Origin of the sequence: Metallosphaera yellowstonensis MK1, assembly GCF_000243315.1 — an archaeon.
GTDB lineage: Archaea > Thermoproteota > Thermoprotei_A > Sulfolobales > Sulfolobaceae > Metallosphaera > Metallosphaera yellowstonensis.
Window position 1 is genome coordinate 203467 of sequence record NZ_JH597768.1, and the last position, 17187, is coordinate 220653.

Sequence of the window (17187 nt, forward strand, 5' to 3'; positions counted from 1 at the left end):
CTGTGCGAGGATTACGAGGTTCTTTCTCGCTCACCCAAACACTCTCGTAGCCCTCTCACAACAAGTTTTCGCCAACGATGAACTTCCATCTCTAATAATTGCTCCACTACTTATCGAATAGGATGACCGTATGAGAACACTCCCACATATTGTGATCAACCCAATACTCAAACAAATCTCTCTTTAGCAATGTTAATTGGTAATAGAAGACTAAGGGATGATTTTGGGCGATTCAGGGCTCCATTGCGATTTCTATTTGTTTCTATAGAATGAAAGTGACTTAATTGATCCTACATTAGTAACACTAAAAAGGGGACGAGCGCTAGGTCATACCATGAGATCTCTATCCAATCACGTGGTGACCTCGCTCGTCCCCGAGTTACTTGGGAAGGACGCGCTATTAAATGAAACGGTGGCTGAGATCGAGAGGAGGGCCCTGGAGGAGGCGGAGAGGACCTCCCCCAGGTACGCTAGGGGGAAGGAGGTGAGGAGGAGGGGTTACGCCAGGTACAGGTTCTTGAAGGGGTTCAGGGTCTCCCTCCTGGGGAGGAGGGTAGTGTACGGGCTGGAGTGGGTCACGGTGAGGTTGCCCGTGCTGTACAGGGGAGGGGAGAGGGTGAGGACGAGGGTGGAGGAGGAGCTGCTCAGGGAGGAGGGGGTGGTGCTCAGGGCCCTCCTCCTGCTCTACTCCGTGTTGGGAGGGAAGTTGAACGCCAAGCTCTGGACCCAGGAGCTGGAGGTGAGGGGGGACTTCAAGTACGTGGTCGTGGACGGGAAGTACGTGAAGTTGAGGGGAGGGAGGAGGGGGGTCCTCTTAATCGCGTTGGGACTCACTGACCACGGTGTGAGGGCCGTGCTTGACGTGGTCCTGACCGGGGAGGAGGACGTCGTGAGCTACTGGGACCTCCTGGTGAGGCTGTGGAGGAGGTACAACCTCACCCTGGTCGTAGCCGACGGGGTGAAGGCCCTGGACGAGGCCATCTCCCGCTCCGGGATCAAGGTCGCGAGGCAGACCTGCCTGGTCCACCTCAAACGGAGGGTGGACAGGAGGGTGAGGGTCTTGCTGGACCTCCTCCTCTCCCTCGCCGAGTCCGTCCCCACCCGTGGCTCTCCCCTCCTCTCCTACCTCCTCGCCCCCAGGGAGCTCTGGCCCCTCCTCAGGTCGAACAACCTGGCCGAGTCCTTCAACTCCCTCCTGGAGAGGAGGAGGTTCGGGAAGTGCCACTCCCCCTGGAGGATACTCCAGATCGCCCGGGCCATAGCCCTCAACTACAACCTCTCGACCTGTTATCTCATCATTGTAATAATATTACAAGAACCCTTATTTCTTCGTGATATGATCAAATATATTCAGTAATTCCTTCATTGAATAAGTCTAAACCGAGAGATATATTACAATTTGCAAAGGAGCCCTGAATCACCCTGGCTTTTTCATCTCTAGTTTTCTGGCTTGCTCAGCCATCTTTAATCACATCTTTTTTAACTAGTTTATTATTTTGGGAAGGGCTTTTCATTTTAACTTATACCTTGATTGGTAATATATTTGTTAAAAATAAGATATTCTATATAACTTTAGGAGTTTATTTAATTTTTCATTTATTCATCTTCGGAATTTATTTTGTGGCACTCTCAGGATTTGTCAATGGATTTTACGCAGGTATAGGTTATAGTGTGTATACGAGCAGGGACTTATGGAGTTTTGTAAATTATATTTCCTTTAGTCCAGCTATATTCTTTTTCATAGGCGATATTGAAGTAGATATTATACCTATAATACTATATTACGGCATAATCATTGGAAGTCTTCTAGGATATGGTTTTTCAACTGTTAGGGGACAGAAAAAAGTTTTAGGTGTTGTGGGTGGAATTAGCCTAGCTTCGGCATCAACTTGTTGTGCATCAGTTCCAACAATAATTACATTAGCAATATTTTCATCTGATACATCATTACTTTTAACAATTCTTAGATTTTTCGGAAATCCGATAGGCTATGCACTAATTTTTTACATTTTACCCACTATTTCTGTTTTTGCAATTTATCATATTACAAATGCTTTAAGGAAAGCTAGGGTCCTAAGGAGTTAAGGATTGTAAAAAATAAGGATAATTATATAATCTTCCTTATGTTATTTTCTTAATTTTTTCTACTATCTTATCTTCTCTTCTTGCAATTAAAGTCTATAACATTTTTACGCAATTATTCGTTATCTTTAACCACTTCTAATCCTTTAATTACTATCAAATAAGCTGAGGATGTATGCCGTGACAATAGTTTCCGATAAGCCGTGAAATTTAGATTATTTACCATCATTTAAAATTCCTAAATCTTTTAATGCTATTAAGTAAGCTGGTGTAGTGTGACTATCAAAGTTTATAAACCTTCACATTAACATTTTATTGAAGGGTGCCACTATGAAGTCTATGAGCAATGTGAGGCGGAGTAAGGCACCCAATGAAACTCCCCATGTCCTTGAAGGGAGTTAGTCCCGTAGACGGCATGGGGAGGGAAGAAGAGTGATGAGGCCGAGTGATTAATAGTCACGATGAAGGCCGAACTCTAATTTTTATGCTTAGTTTATATTTTGTGTATTCCCTATGTATTATGTGTCATTAGCTTTGATACCTATTGATTATAAAATTAAAAATAAAAATTATTTATAATAATGATTATTATATAAAATGTTTACATCGTATAAAAATGTTTATCGTTTTATAAATTTATCAACTACATCTTTATAATCATTACATGAAACACTATGTTTAGATACTAAAGGCCATTTTCCATGATATATATAACACTCTATGCCAATATTTTGTCTTAATCTAATTGCAAGCCTGCCTGGCATTTTACATTTATTGCAAATAACCTCTATCTTAGTATTAATGAATTTACTTTTCCTTTCCACACATTACTCCCAATGATATTAATATTAAATTTTATTCCCTTTCTTTGATTTGTGGGTTAGTTGAACTTTCTTAGTTCTTAAGCTAGATGAATTGCAATAAATTCTAAACTAATCCAGATTAAAAGTTAGTTATCGTTCTCTCTGAGAAAAATTGAATGATTCATAAAGAACCTTTTCTTTCATCTAATTAGATAATTTAATAAAAAAACTACTTATGTCTTATTATCGTTAACAACAATGTTAGTGAGAATGGCCATGATGTTCATGGGAATGATGTTCTCTCATGTGTTTCTCTGCTTCTTCTTTTGATTTGAATGTCATTCCACATGCCTCACATTTGTATTCCTCTTTTGCCATTCATATTTCACCTAGATTAACATATCTTTAAAAAATATAAAGTTTACCACCATGGTGGTAAATGAAAAAGCTTAAATAACTGTATATATGAATATATGTTCATAGGTGAAAATATTGAAGAAATATGATCTTTTAATTATAGGTTGTGGGGCAAGCGGATTTGCTACTGCAATAAAAGCTTCAGAACTTACGGAGGGTAAGATTAAAATAGGGATAGTCTGCAAGGGATTATTGGGTGGAACATGCGTTAATGTAGGTTGTGTCCCAAGTAAATATTTAATAGAAATTACAAATAAATATTACTTATCCAGAAAAAAATTTATTGGATTAGAATTATCTGCAAAAATAAATTTCACTGATATTATGGGTGGATTAAAAAAGGTTGTTAAGGAATTAAGAGAAGAGAAGTATGAGAAAGTTCTTAATTATTATTCCAATGTGGATTTAATAAAAGGAGATGTAACTTTCATTGAACCTAATAAAATAAGAGTTAATACAGAAAAAGGAGAACAAGAATTAAGTGGTTCTAAAATTATAATAGGGGTAGGTTCTAGACCAGCGATACCCCCTATACAAGGACTTCAAAATGTAGGTTATATAACAAGTGATACGGTTTGGGATTTAAAAGAACTTCCACATTCTCTATTAGTGATAGGAGGTGGAGCTATAGGACTTGAAATAGGGCAAGCTTTAGCTAGATTAGGATCTGAGGTTACAGTAGTAGAGGTTATGGATAGAATACTGCCTAGTCCTTATTTTGAACCAGAAATTAGCTATGCATTAACTGATTATTTAGAAGATGAAGGACTAAATATTTACACTAAATCTACAGTGACTATGGTTAGTAAAGAAGGAGACACGAAAGTAGTAGAGATTAGTACTAAGCGTGGAAAACAAAGACTAGAAGTGGATGAGATATTAGTAGCTACAGGGCGTAGACCTAATACAGAGAATTTAGAGCTTGAAAAAGCTGGAATAACAACAGATCAAAAAGGCTATATTTTAGTAGATAAATTCTTACAAACATCTAACCCTATAGTATATGCTGCTGGCGATTGCATAGCTAAAAGTTTAATGCTTGAAACTCTTGCAGCCAAGGAAGGTGTATTAGCAGCTACTAACGCTATAAAAGGGAATATAGAAACCATAGATTATTCTACCACGCCAATAGTAGTATTTACAGATCCTCAAGTTGCTTCTGTTGGTTTAACGGAAGATGAACTTATGAAGAGGGAAAAAGTATGCTCTTGTAGAATCTTAAAATTAGATTATGTTGCTAAAGCTAGGTTAATCGGAGATACTAGGGGTTTCGTTAAACTAGTTGTTAATCCTAAAGATGGTACAGTAGTTGGTGTTCATATCCTTTCTCCCCTAGCCTCTGAAATAATAATGGAAGGCGTAATGCTTGTAAAAAATAAAGTTAAATTAGAAGAATTAGTAGAAACTACTCATGTATTTCCTACAATATCAGAAAGCATAAAGTTAGCTGCACAATCCTTTATCAGAGATCCATCTAAGATGAGCTGCTGCGTGGAGTGAGTCTTATGACAATAAAAAGAAGTAAATATTATACGATAAGAAGAACGTTTATTTGCAATTCTGGTTACGGAATTTTTGAATGTGAAGATGAAACTAAATGCGCCCTAATAGCCTGTACTTACATAAGAGATGAGACTACATGAGCGAAGAGATTCTCAATAAGATAACTTCACATAGACCAACTAACTTTAAGATAATTGAGCAAGATAGTAAGGAAATATATGTCTATTGCGCATTGGATGTACTTCTATATGCTGCACTTACTTGTAATGATATTATAGTAGAAACTACATTATCGGGTGAAAATACCAGGTTTAAATTAGATGCTAACAGTGAACTTATATTATCATTTATAAATCCACATGATGCAGAAAAACTTCCACCTTCATATAATACACCATCAACTATTTGCCCTTATTCAAGATTTTTCACTAATTTAGAGGAATTCGAAAGCTGGAGAAACACTCTCCCAGAAGAGATTAGACATTTAGTTATTCCCATAAGTGTAAAGGAGGCCCTCTTCATAATCAAAAGATACGTTATCTCTTCATTAGATAATGGATGAGATTATGAATTCCTCACTTTTCATAAGTAATACTATAGTATTAATTGTAGGATTAATACTGATAAGTTTAGGACATAGTAATGGATTAAGGGCAGTAGCAGGAGCATTAGTTATCTTAATATTTAGTATAATATTTAGTAAGATATTTAAGAATTTTTCTGTGAATTTCATTTAAATATGAAGAGGTCATAATAGTTGAATTTTTTGTTAGATTACTGGTATGTATTCCCTATTTCAGCGCTTACATCTTTATTTAGAAATAAAACAAGATATAAATATGCACCACTATTATGTATACTCCTTATTTTAACTGTGCCTCCTTTATTTCCACCAAGTCCTTTAGGACTATTGGCAATTACTAACGTTCAAATTAACGATTGCATTGCATTAAGGAAATTCATCAAACAAAAAATTAATCGTTTATCTTCTCTTAACTTTACAGAATTAGTTGAGATTCTTTTACCTGTAAGTATCGGATCCTTATTGTTATTATTTTATGGATGTAAGGAAGGGTTTGTATTATACTCTTTTGCTTCGACATCATTTACATTGTTATATATGCTAAGATTACGCATTAAAAATCTAGGTAATACAGGGCCAAAAGAATATAATCCCTTAGGAATTATGATAGCTAAATATTTCTCTTTAATAGTACTTTCAACTTCTTCATATGGATTTCCCTATTGTCATTTAGAAAGATACAAACTTGAAAAATTAGCCTTAGCAACGCTAAGTGCAGCGTTAATTAACGTAATAATAACATTAATAAAAATAGGTCCATCATTTCTCCAAATTAACTTGCTAATATTAATAATTGGAGGAACCATGACTGGTAATTACATTTCTAATGTATGGGGAAAAGAAGAGTTACAAGCACTATCTACTTTATACCATTATATATCGCTTATAATAGGTTTTATTACAATATTCTTGGAAATATTTTTAAAAATTATTTAAAAGTAAAAGTTAGGAAAAATTTGTATTTTAATAATTAATATATCGGCTTTAATTCTCATATTCTCTGACCATTTTCTAAAGTATATTTTGTCTTAAACAGCAGTTATGGGAATCTTAGGGAGGTAATACGGGAAAGTCGGTATTAGCGAGAAGTTTTTATTTTTCGACGTCGTCCCGCTGAAAAGATGCTGAACGGAAAGGGACCGATCGAGTTGGCTAGGGAGAGGCTGGTCAAGGCGGTCAACCAGGTTCTGGGCGTGGTCAGGAGGAACGGGAGGAGCAGGAAGGTCGGGTTGGCGCTAGTCCTCATGGTCCTGGTAGGTGGGAGGGCCAGCGTGAGGAACGCGGCCGAGACGTTCGGGTTGGACTACGCAAACCTGCTGGAGGCGTTGGGAGAACTCGACGACGCGTGGAGGGACTACCTGGAGGTCCTGTCGGGGCCGGTGAAGGGTCAGGTGGCCGTCATCATAGACGACACCGTGGACCACAAGGAGTACTCCAGGGGGAGGGACGTGAGCCCCCACGGGAACTACTGAATCTACTGCCACACCCACGGGAGGTTCGAGAGGGGCGTGCAGCTCCTCACTGTCGCCGTAGTGGACCTCTCCACGGGCAGGACGTTCATGGTGGGAGCTTTCCCCTACGCCGTGAGGAAGATGTTGGACTTGGGGATGGTCACCGAGTTCAAGACCAAGATCGAGATGGCCAGGGAGATGTTGGACGTGCTCAAGGGGTACTTCCGCGTGTCCAGGGTCGTCTTCGACTCGTGGTACTAGTCAGAGAAGCTCGTGACGGACAACGTGGTGTCTGAGCTCAAGTCCAACCGGAGGCTCCTCAGGGTCGAGTCGGTCCAGGGGACCCTCGAGGAGGTGGAGGGACACCTCCCAGTGGGAGACTTACCCCCGGACTCTACTACGCCGACCTGACCCTGGGAGACCGAGCTATTACGGTAAAGTTGCTAGTCCGGGAATATAAACGTGACTCCGGGACACAGGCCAGGTACCTCTACACGACCGACCTCTCGCTCAGCGAGGAGGAGATCGAGGAGGCCTGGAGGATGAGGTGGGAGATCGAGGAGCTCCACAGGGACGTCAAGGCCTTGGGACTGGAGGACTCCTCGTTCTGGAGGAGGGAGAGGCTTCAGGGCTACCTCACGATCTTCACCATCAACAACGTCGTCAGGGAGCTGGTAGTGGAGCTTAACCTGAGGAGCGTGGAGGCGTTCCTCAGATCCTCGAGCGCCGTTTAGCCTGACCGCCGGGGCTGATGAAAATCTTTAAGTTACGTTAAAGTCCCATAACTGCTGCCTATGAAAGTCCGACCCCTCGTGAGACTGAAATGTAATAATAGTTTTCCAATTCCGCTCAAACTAGACAACGTCTCGCGGACTCTGAGGTTTCTACTAGATATTCATAGAAGGTGTTTGTTCTCGACGTAGCGGAAGAGTATCATGCGTTGTATTTCATCTGTCCCCTCACCTATCCTCGTCAATCTAACGTCCCTATATGCCCTCTCCACCCTGCTACCTTTTGCATATCCCATTCCACCCATGACCTGGAGCATTCTATCTATGATCCGATGGGCTGAGTTGGAAGCCTTCAATTTCAGGGCGGAAACGAAGGGTTCCGCCTCCTTCCAACTCCTCTGAAATTCGTCACAAGTGACCTGGAGCATGGACTTCAGAGCCAGAAGATCTGCGTAGGACTCTGAAAACCACCACTGAAGTCCTTGATACTCTATCAACTTCTTCCCGAAGGCCTCTCTTTCCTTTGCCCAAACCAACGCTTCCTCCATTGCCCCTAGGGCCAGCCCTAAAGCTATGGAGGATATGGCGATCCTCCCTATAGCTAGGGCGTACTTCACAGCCTCCCAGCCTTTCTCTATCACATGAGACGCTTCGACCTCACAGTCCTCGAAAGTTATCCTCGCAGTTCCCGTACCCCGATTACCTTGTACCTCTACCTTTTCTGCCTTCACACAGCTTGACCTGGGAACTAAAAATATGGAGATGTTTTTGCTCCTTTCTTTCAAATCTCCCGTCCTGGCTACAACGAGGAAGAAGTCAGCATAGAGCCCCTGAGTTATCCACATCTTCTCTCCTGAAATTCTCCACACCCCTCCATCCCTAAACGCCCTCGTCCGAATGGAGGAAGCGTCCGAACCACAACACGTTTCACTGAGGGCGAAGGACCCTATCTTTTTCCCTGATGCCATGTCCTCCAATAAATCACTGTACCTGTCTCCTAGGAACAATCTGAGAGGAGCGTTCACCAGCTCGCCTTGAACGTCTTGGAGGAGGGCTACGGATCCACTTCGTCTGGCTATCTGTAAAAGAGAGAACATGGCCTCGGCTAGAGGTACGCCGTGGTGCAGAGGATCTAAGAGTCCTATCTCTCCCATTCTCCCAATTAGCTCTCTGGGATACCAATCTTCTCTGTCTATCTTTTCCGCGAGAGGTGCTACCTCTGAGTCGGCGAAGTCTTTAGCGAGCTTGACAATCAGGGATTCCATATCTCTAATCTCATTGGAAAGTCTTTAAACATTTGGTTTTTACATTTATTACATTTTAAAAGACACAGTAATTAATTGTCACTTACAATAGGCCTCGATCTCCTTTTCGTCCAACATCCTCATCAACCTCCTCAGGCTCCCGAACCCTCTGTATCCGTGATGCCTTAATCCTCCGCTCATGGACGTTGGAATATGCATAAGTTCGTGCAAGATTACGTAAACCTTCTCCTCACAGGAGAGCCTATCGTATTTTTCGGATATCACTTCGACGATGTAAAGCCTCGAGTCCCCTAGGATGAATCTCCATTGGCTTGGCAGCCCTAAGGTCCTGGCCAGTGCCCTAGACCTGGATCCCTGACTCCTTATAAATATTACCTTACCTAGGTCCAGACCTAGACTTAACCTGGAATTGAGAAAGAGAGCCAGTTCCTTTACGTCCTTAGCGTAGGTGTACCTCAACGTAAATATGAGACCAGCTCTCCTTAAAGGTTTTCCCGGAGGCCCTTGAGACCATACTTTACAAAAGATATTTAATTGCCGAAGTAAATCTGACACTATGTACGGCCAGGAAAGCATGAGAAAAGCAATTCAAATCTTGAAGGGACACCACACGATGGACGGAGCAGGAGTCAAACTGTACAGAGTTTTCGGTGGACCTTCTACTGTGGACCTTACGGACCCGTTTCTGCTACTCGACTTCTTCGGCTCCAGCGACCCAAAGGATTACATTGCCGGATTCCCTTGGCATCCCCATAGGGGTATAGAGACGGTAACCTATATGTTAAAGGGGAGGGTTAAGCATGAGGACAGTACAGGAATGAGCGGTGTCATAGAGACTGGCGATATACAGTGGATGACTGCAGGTGGTGGAATATTTCATCAGGAGATGCCTGAGGTCAACGCCGACGGTGAGATGAGGGGATTCCAGCTTTGGCTGAATCTCCCTCAAGAGAAGAAGATGATAACGCCTAAGTATAGGAACTTGAGGTCAAATAGTATTCCTCAGATCACCTTGGACAATGGAGTTAAGGTGAAGGTAGTAGTAGGAAAGGCAGGAGATGTAGTAGGACCCATAAAGGATACGCTCGTGGATGCGCAGTACCTGGAGGTGGAAATACCCCCTGAGACCACCTTTATCCACGACTTAAAGGATGGCTATACTGCGCTAGCATTCGCCTTCTCTGGGGAAGGCTATCCAGATCCCTCAGGGAGTAAAAAACTTCGTGAGGGAGAGTTAGCTGTCTACAACAGGGACGGGAGAGCTGTCTCAATAAGGGCAGGAGAAGAAGGATTGAAGATCCTGTTACTGTCCGGTAGACCTCTGGAGGAACCGGTGGCGTGGTACGGCCCCATAGTCATGAACTACGAGTATGAGATAAGAGAGGCATTCAGGGAACTTCAGGAGGGAACTTTCGTGAAGACAAGAGCTGAAGTGGAGGACTACGAGTGAGTTTATACCCTAGCTAACCTTTTCCCGTTATACTTGAAAACCAACTCTTGGGTGTGCTTTATTTTTCTATCTGAAATGACGATGAGGATACTCCTGCCCATCTCTCTCTTTAGGGAGATCACGGGTTCTATGTCCAGCTCGTCCCTCTTCTCAGAGATCTTCCTAAGGTCCTTCACAAGCTCCACTATGGACGCACTGTCAGAAATTGGAAATACCTGATGACTGGCAAACTCCATTATGTTCTTGTCGTCAATTATGAACACAACGTCGGCTATGCCGAAAGCCCTGAGGATCCTTAGAATGAAGTTCCTCAGAGAGGAGTACTTCAGTCCGCTATTGAGGTCTATGGCTATTAATGGCCTTAACATCACCCGTTCTTGAGGGAGGTTAATTTATATACTTTTTCCCTACGATCATGTACTAAGCAGTCCCATTTTATTTCAAATAGGAATATATATTGATTTATGAGAGAGTATAAGATTGACACCGTCCCTGGAGTTCTTCTAGTCTGAACTCGGTATGCTTGGAATTAATCCGATCCCGCGTCCCTACTCAAGGCTGATAAGGACATGCCAGACGATTACCTAGGGACTAGACCCACCCATTATCTGATCCCTCCAGAAGAGTGAGAAGAACGCTACGGAGGACGCAATCACTGGTACAGCTAAAATGGAGAAAGCTAAGCTCAGGCCCATCAGCTGAGAGAGGTAACCTACTGCGACCGGGACAACTATGAAGAGGATGTTGTTGTAAGCCAGGAAATAGGAGTTCACGGCATTACGTTCCTCCTTAGATGTCGCCCTCTGTATCATGATGGTAGCCATAGGGAACACCGAGCCGTGTGGTATTCCTAGAACTGCCATCAAGGCCAAGAATACGAAATACGAGGGGGCAACCAAAACACTGCCGACACCTAGAGCCGTGAGGATCACGGAGACTAACATCGGTGTCCTCAGGGACTTGAAAGGTCTGACGGTCATGTAGAACCTAGTTAAGAAGGAGGTTAGGAAGAAAGGGAAAAACGTGAAGTAGGCCAAGTCGCTGGGTACGCGGAATCTATCTATGCTAAGTATTGTGAGGAAGGTAGTTATTGCTGCGAAAGGTACGTTATACGTGGTGATAGCTAGAACTGACGCTAGTAGTCCCTTGTTTCTGAGGGCCGAGAGGCCGTGGACCTCCCTAGAGAGATTAGGGAAGCTAACTCTCCACGATAGGATAAATGCTAGAACAGCTAGAGGGATGAATGCTAGGAACACGTACTTGTACGTGAATCTTGTTAATAGGAAGGATTCGTAGGCTGGCCCTAAGATTAAGCTGATGCTTAGACTAGCTGAGTACAAGGAGAGTAGTCTCTCTGCCCACCTTTTGTCGTTGACTAAAGACGCTGAAGTTATAAGGTTAGGCATCACGAGACCGAAAGCTAGTCCAGCTAGAGCTGAGATGGGCCATACGAGAATAGGGGACGACACGAAGAACGCCAACAAAAGTATCGCTATTGCGCCGTTAGACGCAATGAACAACTTCCTCCTCATGGTTGAAACTAGGACTGGATTGAGATATGATGTAGAGAAGAGTGTAGTTGCATACATCACTGCGGTGAGAATACCTACCTGCACATTAGAGAACCCGAACTGATACTTGGCCAGCGGGCCCACAGTAGTAGTTACCATGTTATTTGTGGCTCTGGTCGCGATAGTCATCAAGGATATTATAACCGCGACATACATCAAGGAACTTGAGACTCTCTTCAACCCATCATCCCTCCTGTATGAGATATAAAAAACTTTGTATAAGATTAAATTTTTTTTATGTCTGTATAAGCTTCAGCCAATGTAACCTGAAAGTATCTTTTTCATCCCTTCCCTTAACGCTTCCTCTACTCCCTTGCTCGTCTTCCCTAGCGATAAACCTGCGTGATACCAACTCTTACCTTGGAAAGTCCTGGCTATTATGGCGCCAGCCTCAGGTCCCTCCAACCTGAATTTAGCCTCCCTGAAGTGTCTCTCAGCTAAAGCATGAACTGCCTCTGCAGCAGAATTATAGGGTATATTTCCACTGAGGTAAGCTCTCACCTTATCGAGATACACTTGGGGGATTTCGTCTGTTGGCGTACTAGGAGTGTTATAGAGTATTTCAGCTAATAGCTCAGGGTTAACATTGAAATATACCTGGTGAGCCGTTCTCAGAATCTTGTCTTTAAGGTAAGAGGAGAGAAGGAACGAGTACTTTGAAGCTTCAGGAGTTATAGGCCTCAGTACTATTAGAGAGTAACCTCCTAGGCTCTCGTTTTTCTTGGTAGCTAAGTGGATGGGGATGAAACCGTTCTTGAGCCAGAACCTTAAGACTCTGATATCAGAAAGAAAGGAGGAACCTACCCAATCCATCCCCTCCTCCACGGCCCTCCGGGCCACATACGATATCAGCTTAGTACCAACTCCCTTCCCCTGTAGCTCTGGAGCCACCGCAATTCTCATCACCCTCCACCCCTTGAGCTTTCCGAAGTCCTTTAATCTCCAGAACTTTACTACCCTGTGTGGGATGAGATGACCCAGGTTCTCACCTCCCTCCGATATTCCCTCCAACCTGGTCTCGTCCAGTCCCCCCTCCTCTACAACCTGTGCCACGGCGGTCTCCGGCTGGCCTATGAATATCCTTTGAAAGCTTGCGTCTCCCAGCATCATCAGGTCGTCTGGGGTGTTCCTGTAATGTGCAGATACCAGGATGCCGTAAATTCTCCTCAACCTCTTTTCGTCCTCGAACAACTCGTTGGGAGTGACCTCTCCGTAACTTCTTGGAGGCTCGTTGATGTCCGGTTCGGCATCAAGAAGCATGACGTCATATAAGAAAGACTCCAATGGGTCTCCCTTAGAGTACCTCACGGGTTGATCTAACCTGATCCTCTGAACGTCGAACCTCTCCTCAAGGGAACTAAGATACTTCAAGAAGGCCTTACTCGATCCTTCGTATCCGTGTACCGTGGTGACTAGGATGCCCTTTTTCCATTTCCTCAACAAGTAATCAAGGGTTTCTATTCCCAGGGCTGCCGCCTCGTCTACCACTATGAAGTCTCCGTCAGCATCTCTCGATAGATCTGGCGGGAGCCACCTGATCCTGCTTTCCCCCACCTCGAGCGCCATTAGCTTGCCTTCCTTAGATTCCACCTTTTTGTATCTCCTTCCAAGGGCCCTCAACCCCACCTCCGAGAATCTCATTACCTCTCTTCCAGACCAGTATGAAGGAGACGTAACGACTACGGAAATAGGATACTTAGTCTCCCCTATTAGGGCAGAGAGGGCCAAACCCACTGAGGCACTCTTTCCCCTACCCCTGGAGGCAGTGACTGCCAACAGCTTTCTCCCCTCCTCCAGTACTAGGTCAGCTTCGTCCACAACCTTAACCTGATCGTCGGTCAAACACTTCTCCGATATCTTTGGGTGCTTTCCCATCCTAGTCCTCCTGGGCCTAGACGTCTCAGAGGGAGAATACGACCTCACCGTGACCTGATCGTCCTTAACTATTATAATTCCCCTGTGAACCTTTAGTTTTTCAATGAACCTCCTCTCAAAGAGGTCTCCTACCCTTCCTTCTCTCACCAAGGTTGACTTGTATAGCTTCATGGTCTGAAGGTTATCCGTGAATATGATCACTACTCCACCTCCGCGGGCAGTTTCGGCAGCCCTCATGATGTAGGAGGGCCTGAAATCATCTAATGCGTCTATTAACACGAGGTCAAAGGACTGTCCTAGGAACCTCTCTGAGGAGGAGTAATCAATATCTATTACTGAATTCATGACTGAGGTTAAGTTCCTCAACCTTCCTTTACTTCCAGGTGCCCAGGGATGAAAGTAATATGCTGCCTCGGCCCTAGGGTTCAAGTCGAGATAAAGTTTCACCACATCAGCTACCGCCCTTTGAAACTGGTTACCTTCTATAAAGACCAAGTTTCTGAAGAAACCCTTCAAACCCTTTTCGAGGGCTGACCTCACTTCGTCACTTGACTTCATAGATCGGCCTTTCCCCTTTAAGAGCCAAGAGCAAGTTCTTCACTGCAACTTCTGCCATCCTTTCCCTGGTTTCCCTTGTAGCACTCCCCAAATGCGGGGTCAAAACCACGTTTGGAAACTTTGTGAGGGGGTTGTCCCTTTCTAAGGGCTCTCTCTCAAATACGTCGAGAGCAGCTCCAGCTATCTTACCTTCCTCGAGGATCCTGATCAGATCCACTTCATTCACTACCGGACCTCTGGACGCGTTTATCAGGAAGGCTGTCCTCTTCATGAGCCTGAGCCTTTCGTAGTTGAGCATGTGATAGGTCTCCCTGTTTAGATCTACCGTTACTACCAAAAAGTCCGACTCCTTCAGTAGAGTATCCAGGTCGACAAAAGTTGCATCAACATCGTGTTTGGACCTGCTGTAATAAATTACCTTCATGTCGAAACCCTTCGCCCTCTTCAGTATGGCTCTTCCTATTCTTCCCATTCCTAATATCCCTAAAGTACTATGATGAACCTCCTTTCCCAACATGAATTCCGGATGCCAAGGTTTGTCCCAGAGCCCAGATCTTATCAACTTGTCTCCTTCAACTATCCTCCTAGCCACTGAGATGAGGAGTCCAAATATCAGATCAGCAGTGGCATCAGTTAGAACCTCAGGAGTGTTAGTAACTATTATGCCCTTGCTTTTGGCGTAAGCTACGTCTATGTGATCAAAACCAACGCTGTAAGTGCTTATGACCCTGAGTTTCTTACCTGCGTCTATCACCTCCTTATCTACCTTTTCAGTGAGCGTCACGAGTATCCCGTCCTTATCGTGAATTCTCTCCAAGATCCATGATTTTGGGGGCGGAATTTCCCCTTGCCACATCTCTACATCTACCTCCTCAGCCAACCTTTCAATCCATCCTCCAGGTAGCCTCCTCGTGACTAAAACTTTCATCGTCCTAAAGTTACCCACTTCAAGCTAATGAAACTTACAACATACACGACTAATTATCGAACATCATAAAAATGTAGTAGTCTAAAAGGACCTATCTAAATTGTTCGGTTATAGAAGGGGTTTGGAGGGGGTTCGGGCTTCATTGAATTTTCATGAATTTATATCCAATTCTCAGCCCTTGAGCTTCACCGGGGTCACGGGGAAACCCGTTACTCCTCCGCCCCCTTAGCGGGGTAACCCCAACCCACCTACTCCCAGTGGGAGTGAGAGAGGTGTGGAAACCCGCACATCTTGAGGAAGATGTTGAGGGACGCGTTGAGTTGCCTGTCCAGGGTGAAACCACACCTCTCATACCTGAAAGTCCTACCTTTCGGGAAACCCGTCCACATCTCGGTAGACCCAAAATCATTCTTCTAAAAATATTTGATCTAATATTTCAATTATGGGAAGAGGTAAAGGTCTAAGGCGAGGGAGTCGCTGTAATACTCATGAGCAGAGTGAAGGGGTCAGCGTTAGCAAGAAAGGGATTTCAGCCCAGTTATTAACAGAGGCACATGTCACCTCGCAATATGTTATGTCTAAATAAGTAAGTTTATAACCGACTTATCATAAATCTGATCATGGAGCCTCTGGAAATAGTCGACAAGGCCAGGTGGAATAACGTCCATACTCTTCTGTTCACATCCTTAGGTTTAGGGTTTTTCATGTGGGGGACAATAAGTAGCATAGCTCCACTTTACTACCCATCTGTCAACAACGTCTATTTCATCCTTGCTCCAATAATAGCCACAATAGTGGGAGATCTGATCTTCCCTCTTCTGTCTGACAGATTATACGGGAGAAAAAGGACGTTCCTCATGACGATGTCCATGTATGGAGCAGGTACCATCATAATAGTCGCCTCGTCGATCTTGCCTAGTCTTACGTCTTTGAGTCCTTCTAAACCACCTTTACTCTACCTACTTACTTTGGGCATAGTGTTGGGTGTGTTGGGTGTCGAAGGAGAGGTGCCTGTCATGTTATCCTATGCAGCTGAGATGATGCCGCTGAAATACAGGGAGAAGATACTGATATTGGCTCCAAACTTCGATAACGTCGGGGCAATGGTCGCCTCTGGGTTAGCCTTGCTATCGAGTGCTTTGTCCAGTTCGGTTCAGCTCCTAGCTCTCTCCTTAGTGGCAGTAATAGGAGTGGCCTTCCTCATTGTTGTCAGAATGAAGCTGCCTGAGTCAGTTAGATGGCTTTACATTAAGGGAAATAAGGAGGCTGTGAGCTCTGAGATTAAGAAGATCTCCCCAAAGGTCGAGGACTTTAAGGAGAGGTCGGAAGTGAGAAGGGTTAGTCTAACTTCTAGGTTCCTATTTCTGGTAGTCATAGGAGTGTCCCAATACCTGACTTACGGTCTCATGGCCTTCTACATCGGAGATTTCTACTTCCCAAGCCAAGAGAACATGATAGTATTCATCGCGAACCTGGGGGCGAGTGTGGCGGGATTCCTAGCTACGTTAATCATAGATAGGGAGAGAACTAGCTCGTTCAGCTTATTCTCTTTCACTGGAGGATTTTTGACGATCGTGGCAATACTCTTCTCCCTGAATACTGTGAGAGTCTCCCCGGCTCTCTTCTACTCCCTTCTCTTCGCCAATATGGTCTTCAGTGAGTTTGGATGGGCAGTTAGAACCATATATGAACCTCTACTGCTCCCCAACTCAAATAGGGCGTTCTTGATAGGCATGGTAAGGTTGTTTCCAATAACCCTTAGTTCCTTATCCGTGTATTACAGTAGTTACTTGAGCTCGCCGTTCTCCTATGTACTTTACAATACCGTATTATGGGCTTTGGGAGCCGGAGCTACGATATGGTGGTACCTCAAGGGATACGATGTGAAAAGAGTTTCCTTAGAGCTTACGTCTCAAAGTAAATTACCCGTAACCAAATGAACGCTTTTCAGCTGGGCTACGGAAAGACTT

The 17187-nt window shown here is 43.9% G+C and carries 14 protein-coding genes and 3 pseudogenes; 9 read left to right on the forward strand and 8 right to left on the reverse strand.

The features are described 5' to 3' along the window. Positions 1–334: 334 nt before the first annotated feature. Both METMK1DRAFT_RS08560 and METMK1DRAFT_RS15665 read left to right on the forward strand, forming a co-directional pair. Entirely contained in the window at positions 335–1357 is a 1023-nt protein-coding gene (locus tag METMK1DRAFT_RS08560; RefSeq protein ID WP_009072989.1) for an IS256-like element ISMye1 family transposase, read from the forward strand. A 170-nt stretch (positions 1358–1527) separates the two neighbouring features. Beyond that, the gene (locus tag METMK1DRAFT_RS15665) at positions 1528–2085 is read left to right on the forward strand and encodes a hypothetical protein (protein WP_009072991.1); all 558 of its coding nucleotides are present in this window, start codon (positions 1528–1530) and stop codon (positions 2083–2085) included. Positions 2086–3146: 1061 nt separating this feature from the next. Here METMK1DRAFT_RS15665 and METMK1DRAFT_RS19500 read toward each other — a convergent pair. Beyond that, positions 3147–3263 carry a C2H2-type zinc finger protein gene (locus tag METMK1DRAFT_RS19500; RefSeq protein ID WP_148206561.1) on the reverse strand — a complete coding sequence of 39 codons (117 nt, stop codon included), beginning with the start codon at positions 3261–3263 and terminating at the stop codon, positions 3147–3149. A 105-nt stretch (positions 3264–3368) separates the two neighbouring features. Between METMK1DRAFT_RS19500 and merA the strand changes: the two genes are divergently transcribed. The 5 genes and pseudogenes from merA to METMK1DRAFT_RS19120 all read left to right on the forward strand — a co-directional run bounded on the left by merA (position 3369) and on the right by METMK1DRAFT_RS19120 (position 7573). Continuing rightward, entirely contained in the window at positions 3369–4802 is a 1434-nt protein-coding gene (gene merA / locus METMK1DRAFT_RS08570; RefSeq protein WP_052300212.1) for a mercury(II) reductase, read from the forward strand. 139 nt (positions 4803–4941) lie between these two features. After that, the gene (gene merB, locus METMK1DRAFT_RS16530; protein ID WP_009072998.1) at positions 4942–5367 is read left to right on the forward strand and encodes an organomercurial lyase; all 426 of its coding nucleotides are present in this window, start codon (positions 4942–4944) and stop codon (positions 5365–5367) included. A gap of 195 nt (positions 5368–5562) precedes the next feature. Further along, positions 5563–6324, forward strand: coding sequence for a hypothetical protein (locus METMK1DRAFT_RS08575; protein WP_009073002.1), 762 nt, complete (start codon positions 5563–5565; stop codon positions 6322–6324). 185 nt (positions 6325–6509) lie between these two features. Next, a pseudogene (locus METMK1DRAFT_RS19115) lies at positions 6510–7100 on the forward strand (hypothetical protein). 27 nt (positions 7101–7127) lie between these two features. Next, a pseudogene (locus tag METMK1DRAFT_RS19120) lies at positions 7128–7573 on the forward strand (hypothetical protein). A 161-nt stretch (positions 7574–7734) separates the two neighbouring features. Here the strand turns inward: METMK1DRAFT_RS19120 and METMK1DRAFT_RS08585 are convergent. Further along, positions 7735–8835: an acyl-CoA dehydrogenase family protein gene (locus METMK1DRAFT_RS08585; protein WP_009073010.1), complete on the reverse strand. Its 1101-nt coding sequence runs from the start codon at positions 8833–8835 to the stop codon at positions 7735–7737. Positions 8836–8913: 78 nt separating this feature from the next. After that, positions 8914–9294, reverse strand: a complete 381-nt coding sequence (locus METMK1DRAFT_RS08590; RefSeq protein ID WP_009073012.1) for a putative metallopeptidase — start codon at positions 9292–9294, stop codon at positions 8914–8916. Positions 9295–9391: 97 nt separating this feature from the next. Here METMK1DRAFT_RS08590 and METMK1DRAFT_RS08595 point away from each other — a divergent pair, with 97 nt between their 5' ends. After that, positions 9392–10285, forward strand: a complete 894-nt coding sequence (locus tag METMK1DRAFT_RS08595; protein ID WP_009073015.1) for a pirin family protein — start codon at positions 9392–9394, stop codon at positions 10283–10285. 2 nt (positions 10286–10287) lie between these two features. Here the strand turns inward: METMK1DRAFT_RS08595 and METMK1DRAFT_RS08600 are convergent, their stop codons facing one another. From METMK1DRAFT_RS08600 to METMK1DRAFT_RS16540, 5 genes and pseudogenes are all read right to left on the reverse strand, one after another. Further along, a complete protein-coding gene (locus METMK1DRAFT_RS08600; RefSeq protein WP_009073016.1) occupies positions 10288–10653 on the reverse strand; it encodes a hypothetical protein in 366 nt (121 codons plus the stop codon). A gap of 216 nt (positions 10654–10869) precedes the next feature. Further along, positions 10870–12012, reverse strand: a complete 1143-nt coding sequence (locus METMK1DRAFT_RS08605; protein WP_009073018.1) for an MFS transporter — start codon at positions 12010–12012, stop codon at positions 10870–10872. Between the two features lie 96 nt (positions 12013–12108). Continuing rightward, on the reverse strand, positions 12109–14289 hold the full coding sequence (locus METMK1DRAFT_RS08610; RefSeq protein ID WP_009073021.1) for a tRNA(Met) cytidine acetyltransferase TmcA: 2181 nt from the start codon (positions 14287–14289) through the stop codon (positions 12109–12111). Then, the gene (locus METMK1DRAFT_RS08615) at positions 14276–15217 is read right to left on the reverse strand and encodes a 2-hydroxyacid dehydrogenase (RefSeq protein ID WP_009073023.1); all 942 of its coding nucleotides are present in this window, start codon (positions 15215–15217) and stop codon (positions 14276–14278) included. The genes METMK1DRAFT_RS08610 and METMK1DRAFT_RS08615 overlap by 14 nt, the downstream gene beginning before the upstream one ends. A gap of 139 nt (positions 15218–15356) precedes the next feature. Continuing rightward, positions 15357–15611, reverse strand: a pseudogene (locus tag METMK1DRAFT_RS16540) (transposase family protein); the annotation flags it as partial. A gap of 226 nt (positions 15612–15837) precedes the next feature. On the opposite strand from METMK1DRAFT_RS16540, the gene METMK1DRAFT_RS08620 reads away from it, so the two are divergent. Continuing rightward, positions 15838–17157 carry an MFS transporter gene (locus METMK1DRAFT_RS08620; RefSeq protein WP_009073027.1) on the forward strand — a complete coding sequence of 440 codons (1320 nt, stop codon included), beginning with the start codon at positions 15838–15840 and terminating at the stop codon, positions 17155–17157. The last annotated feature ends 30 nt before the right edge of the window (positions 17158–17187 follow it).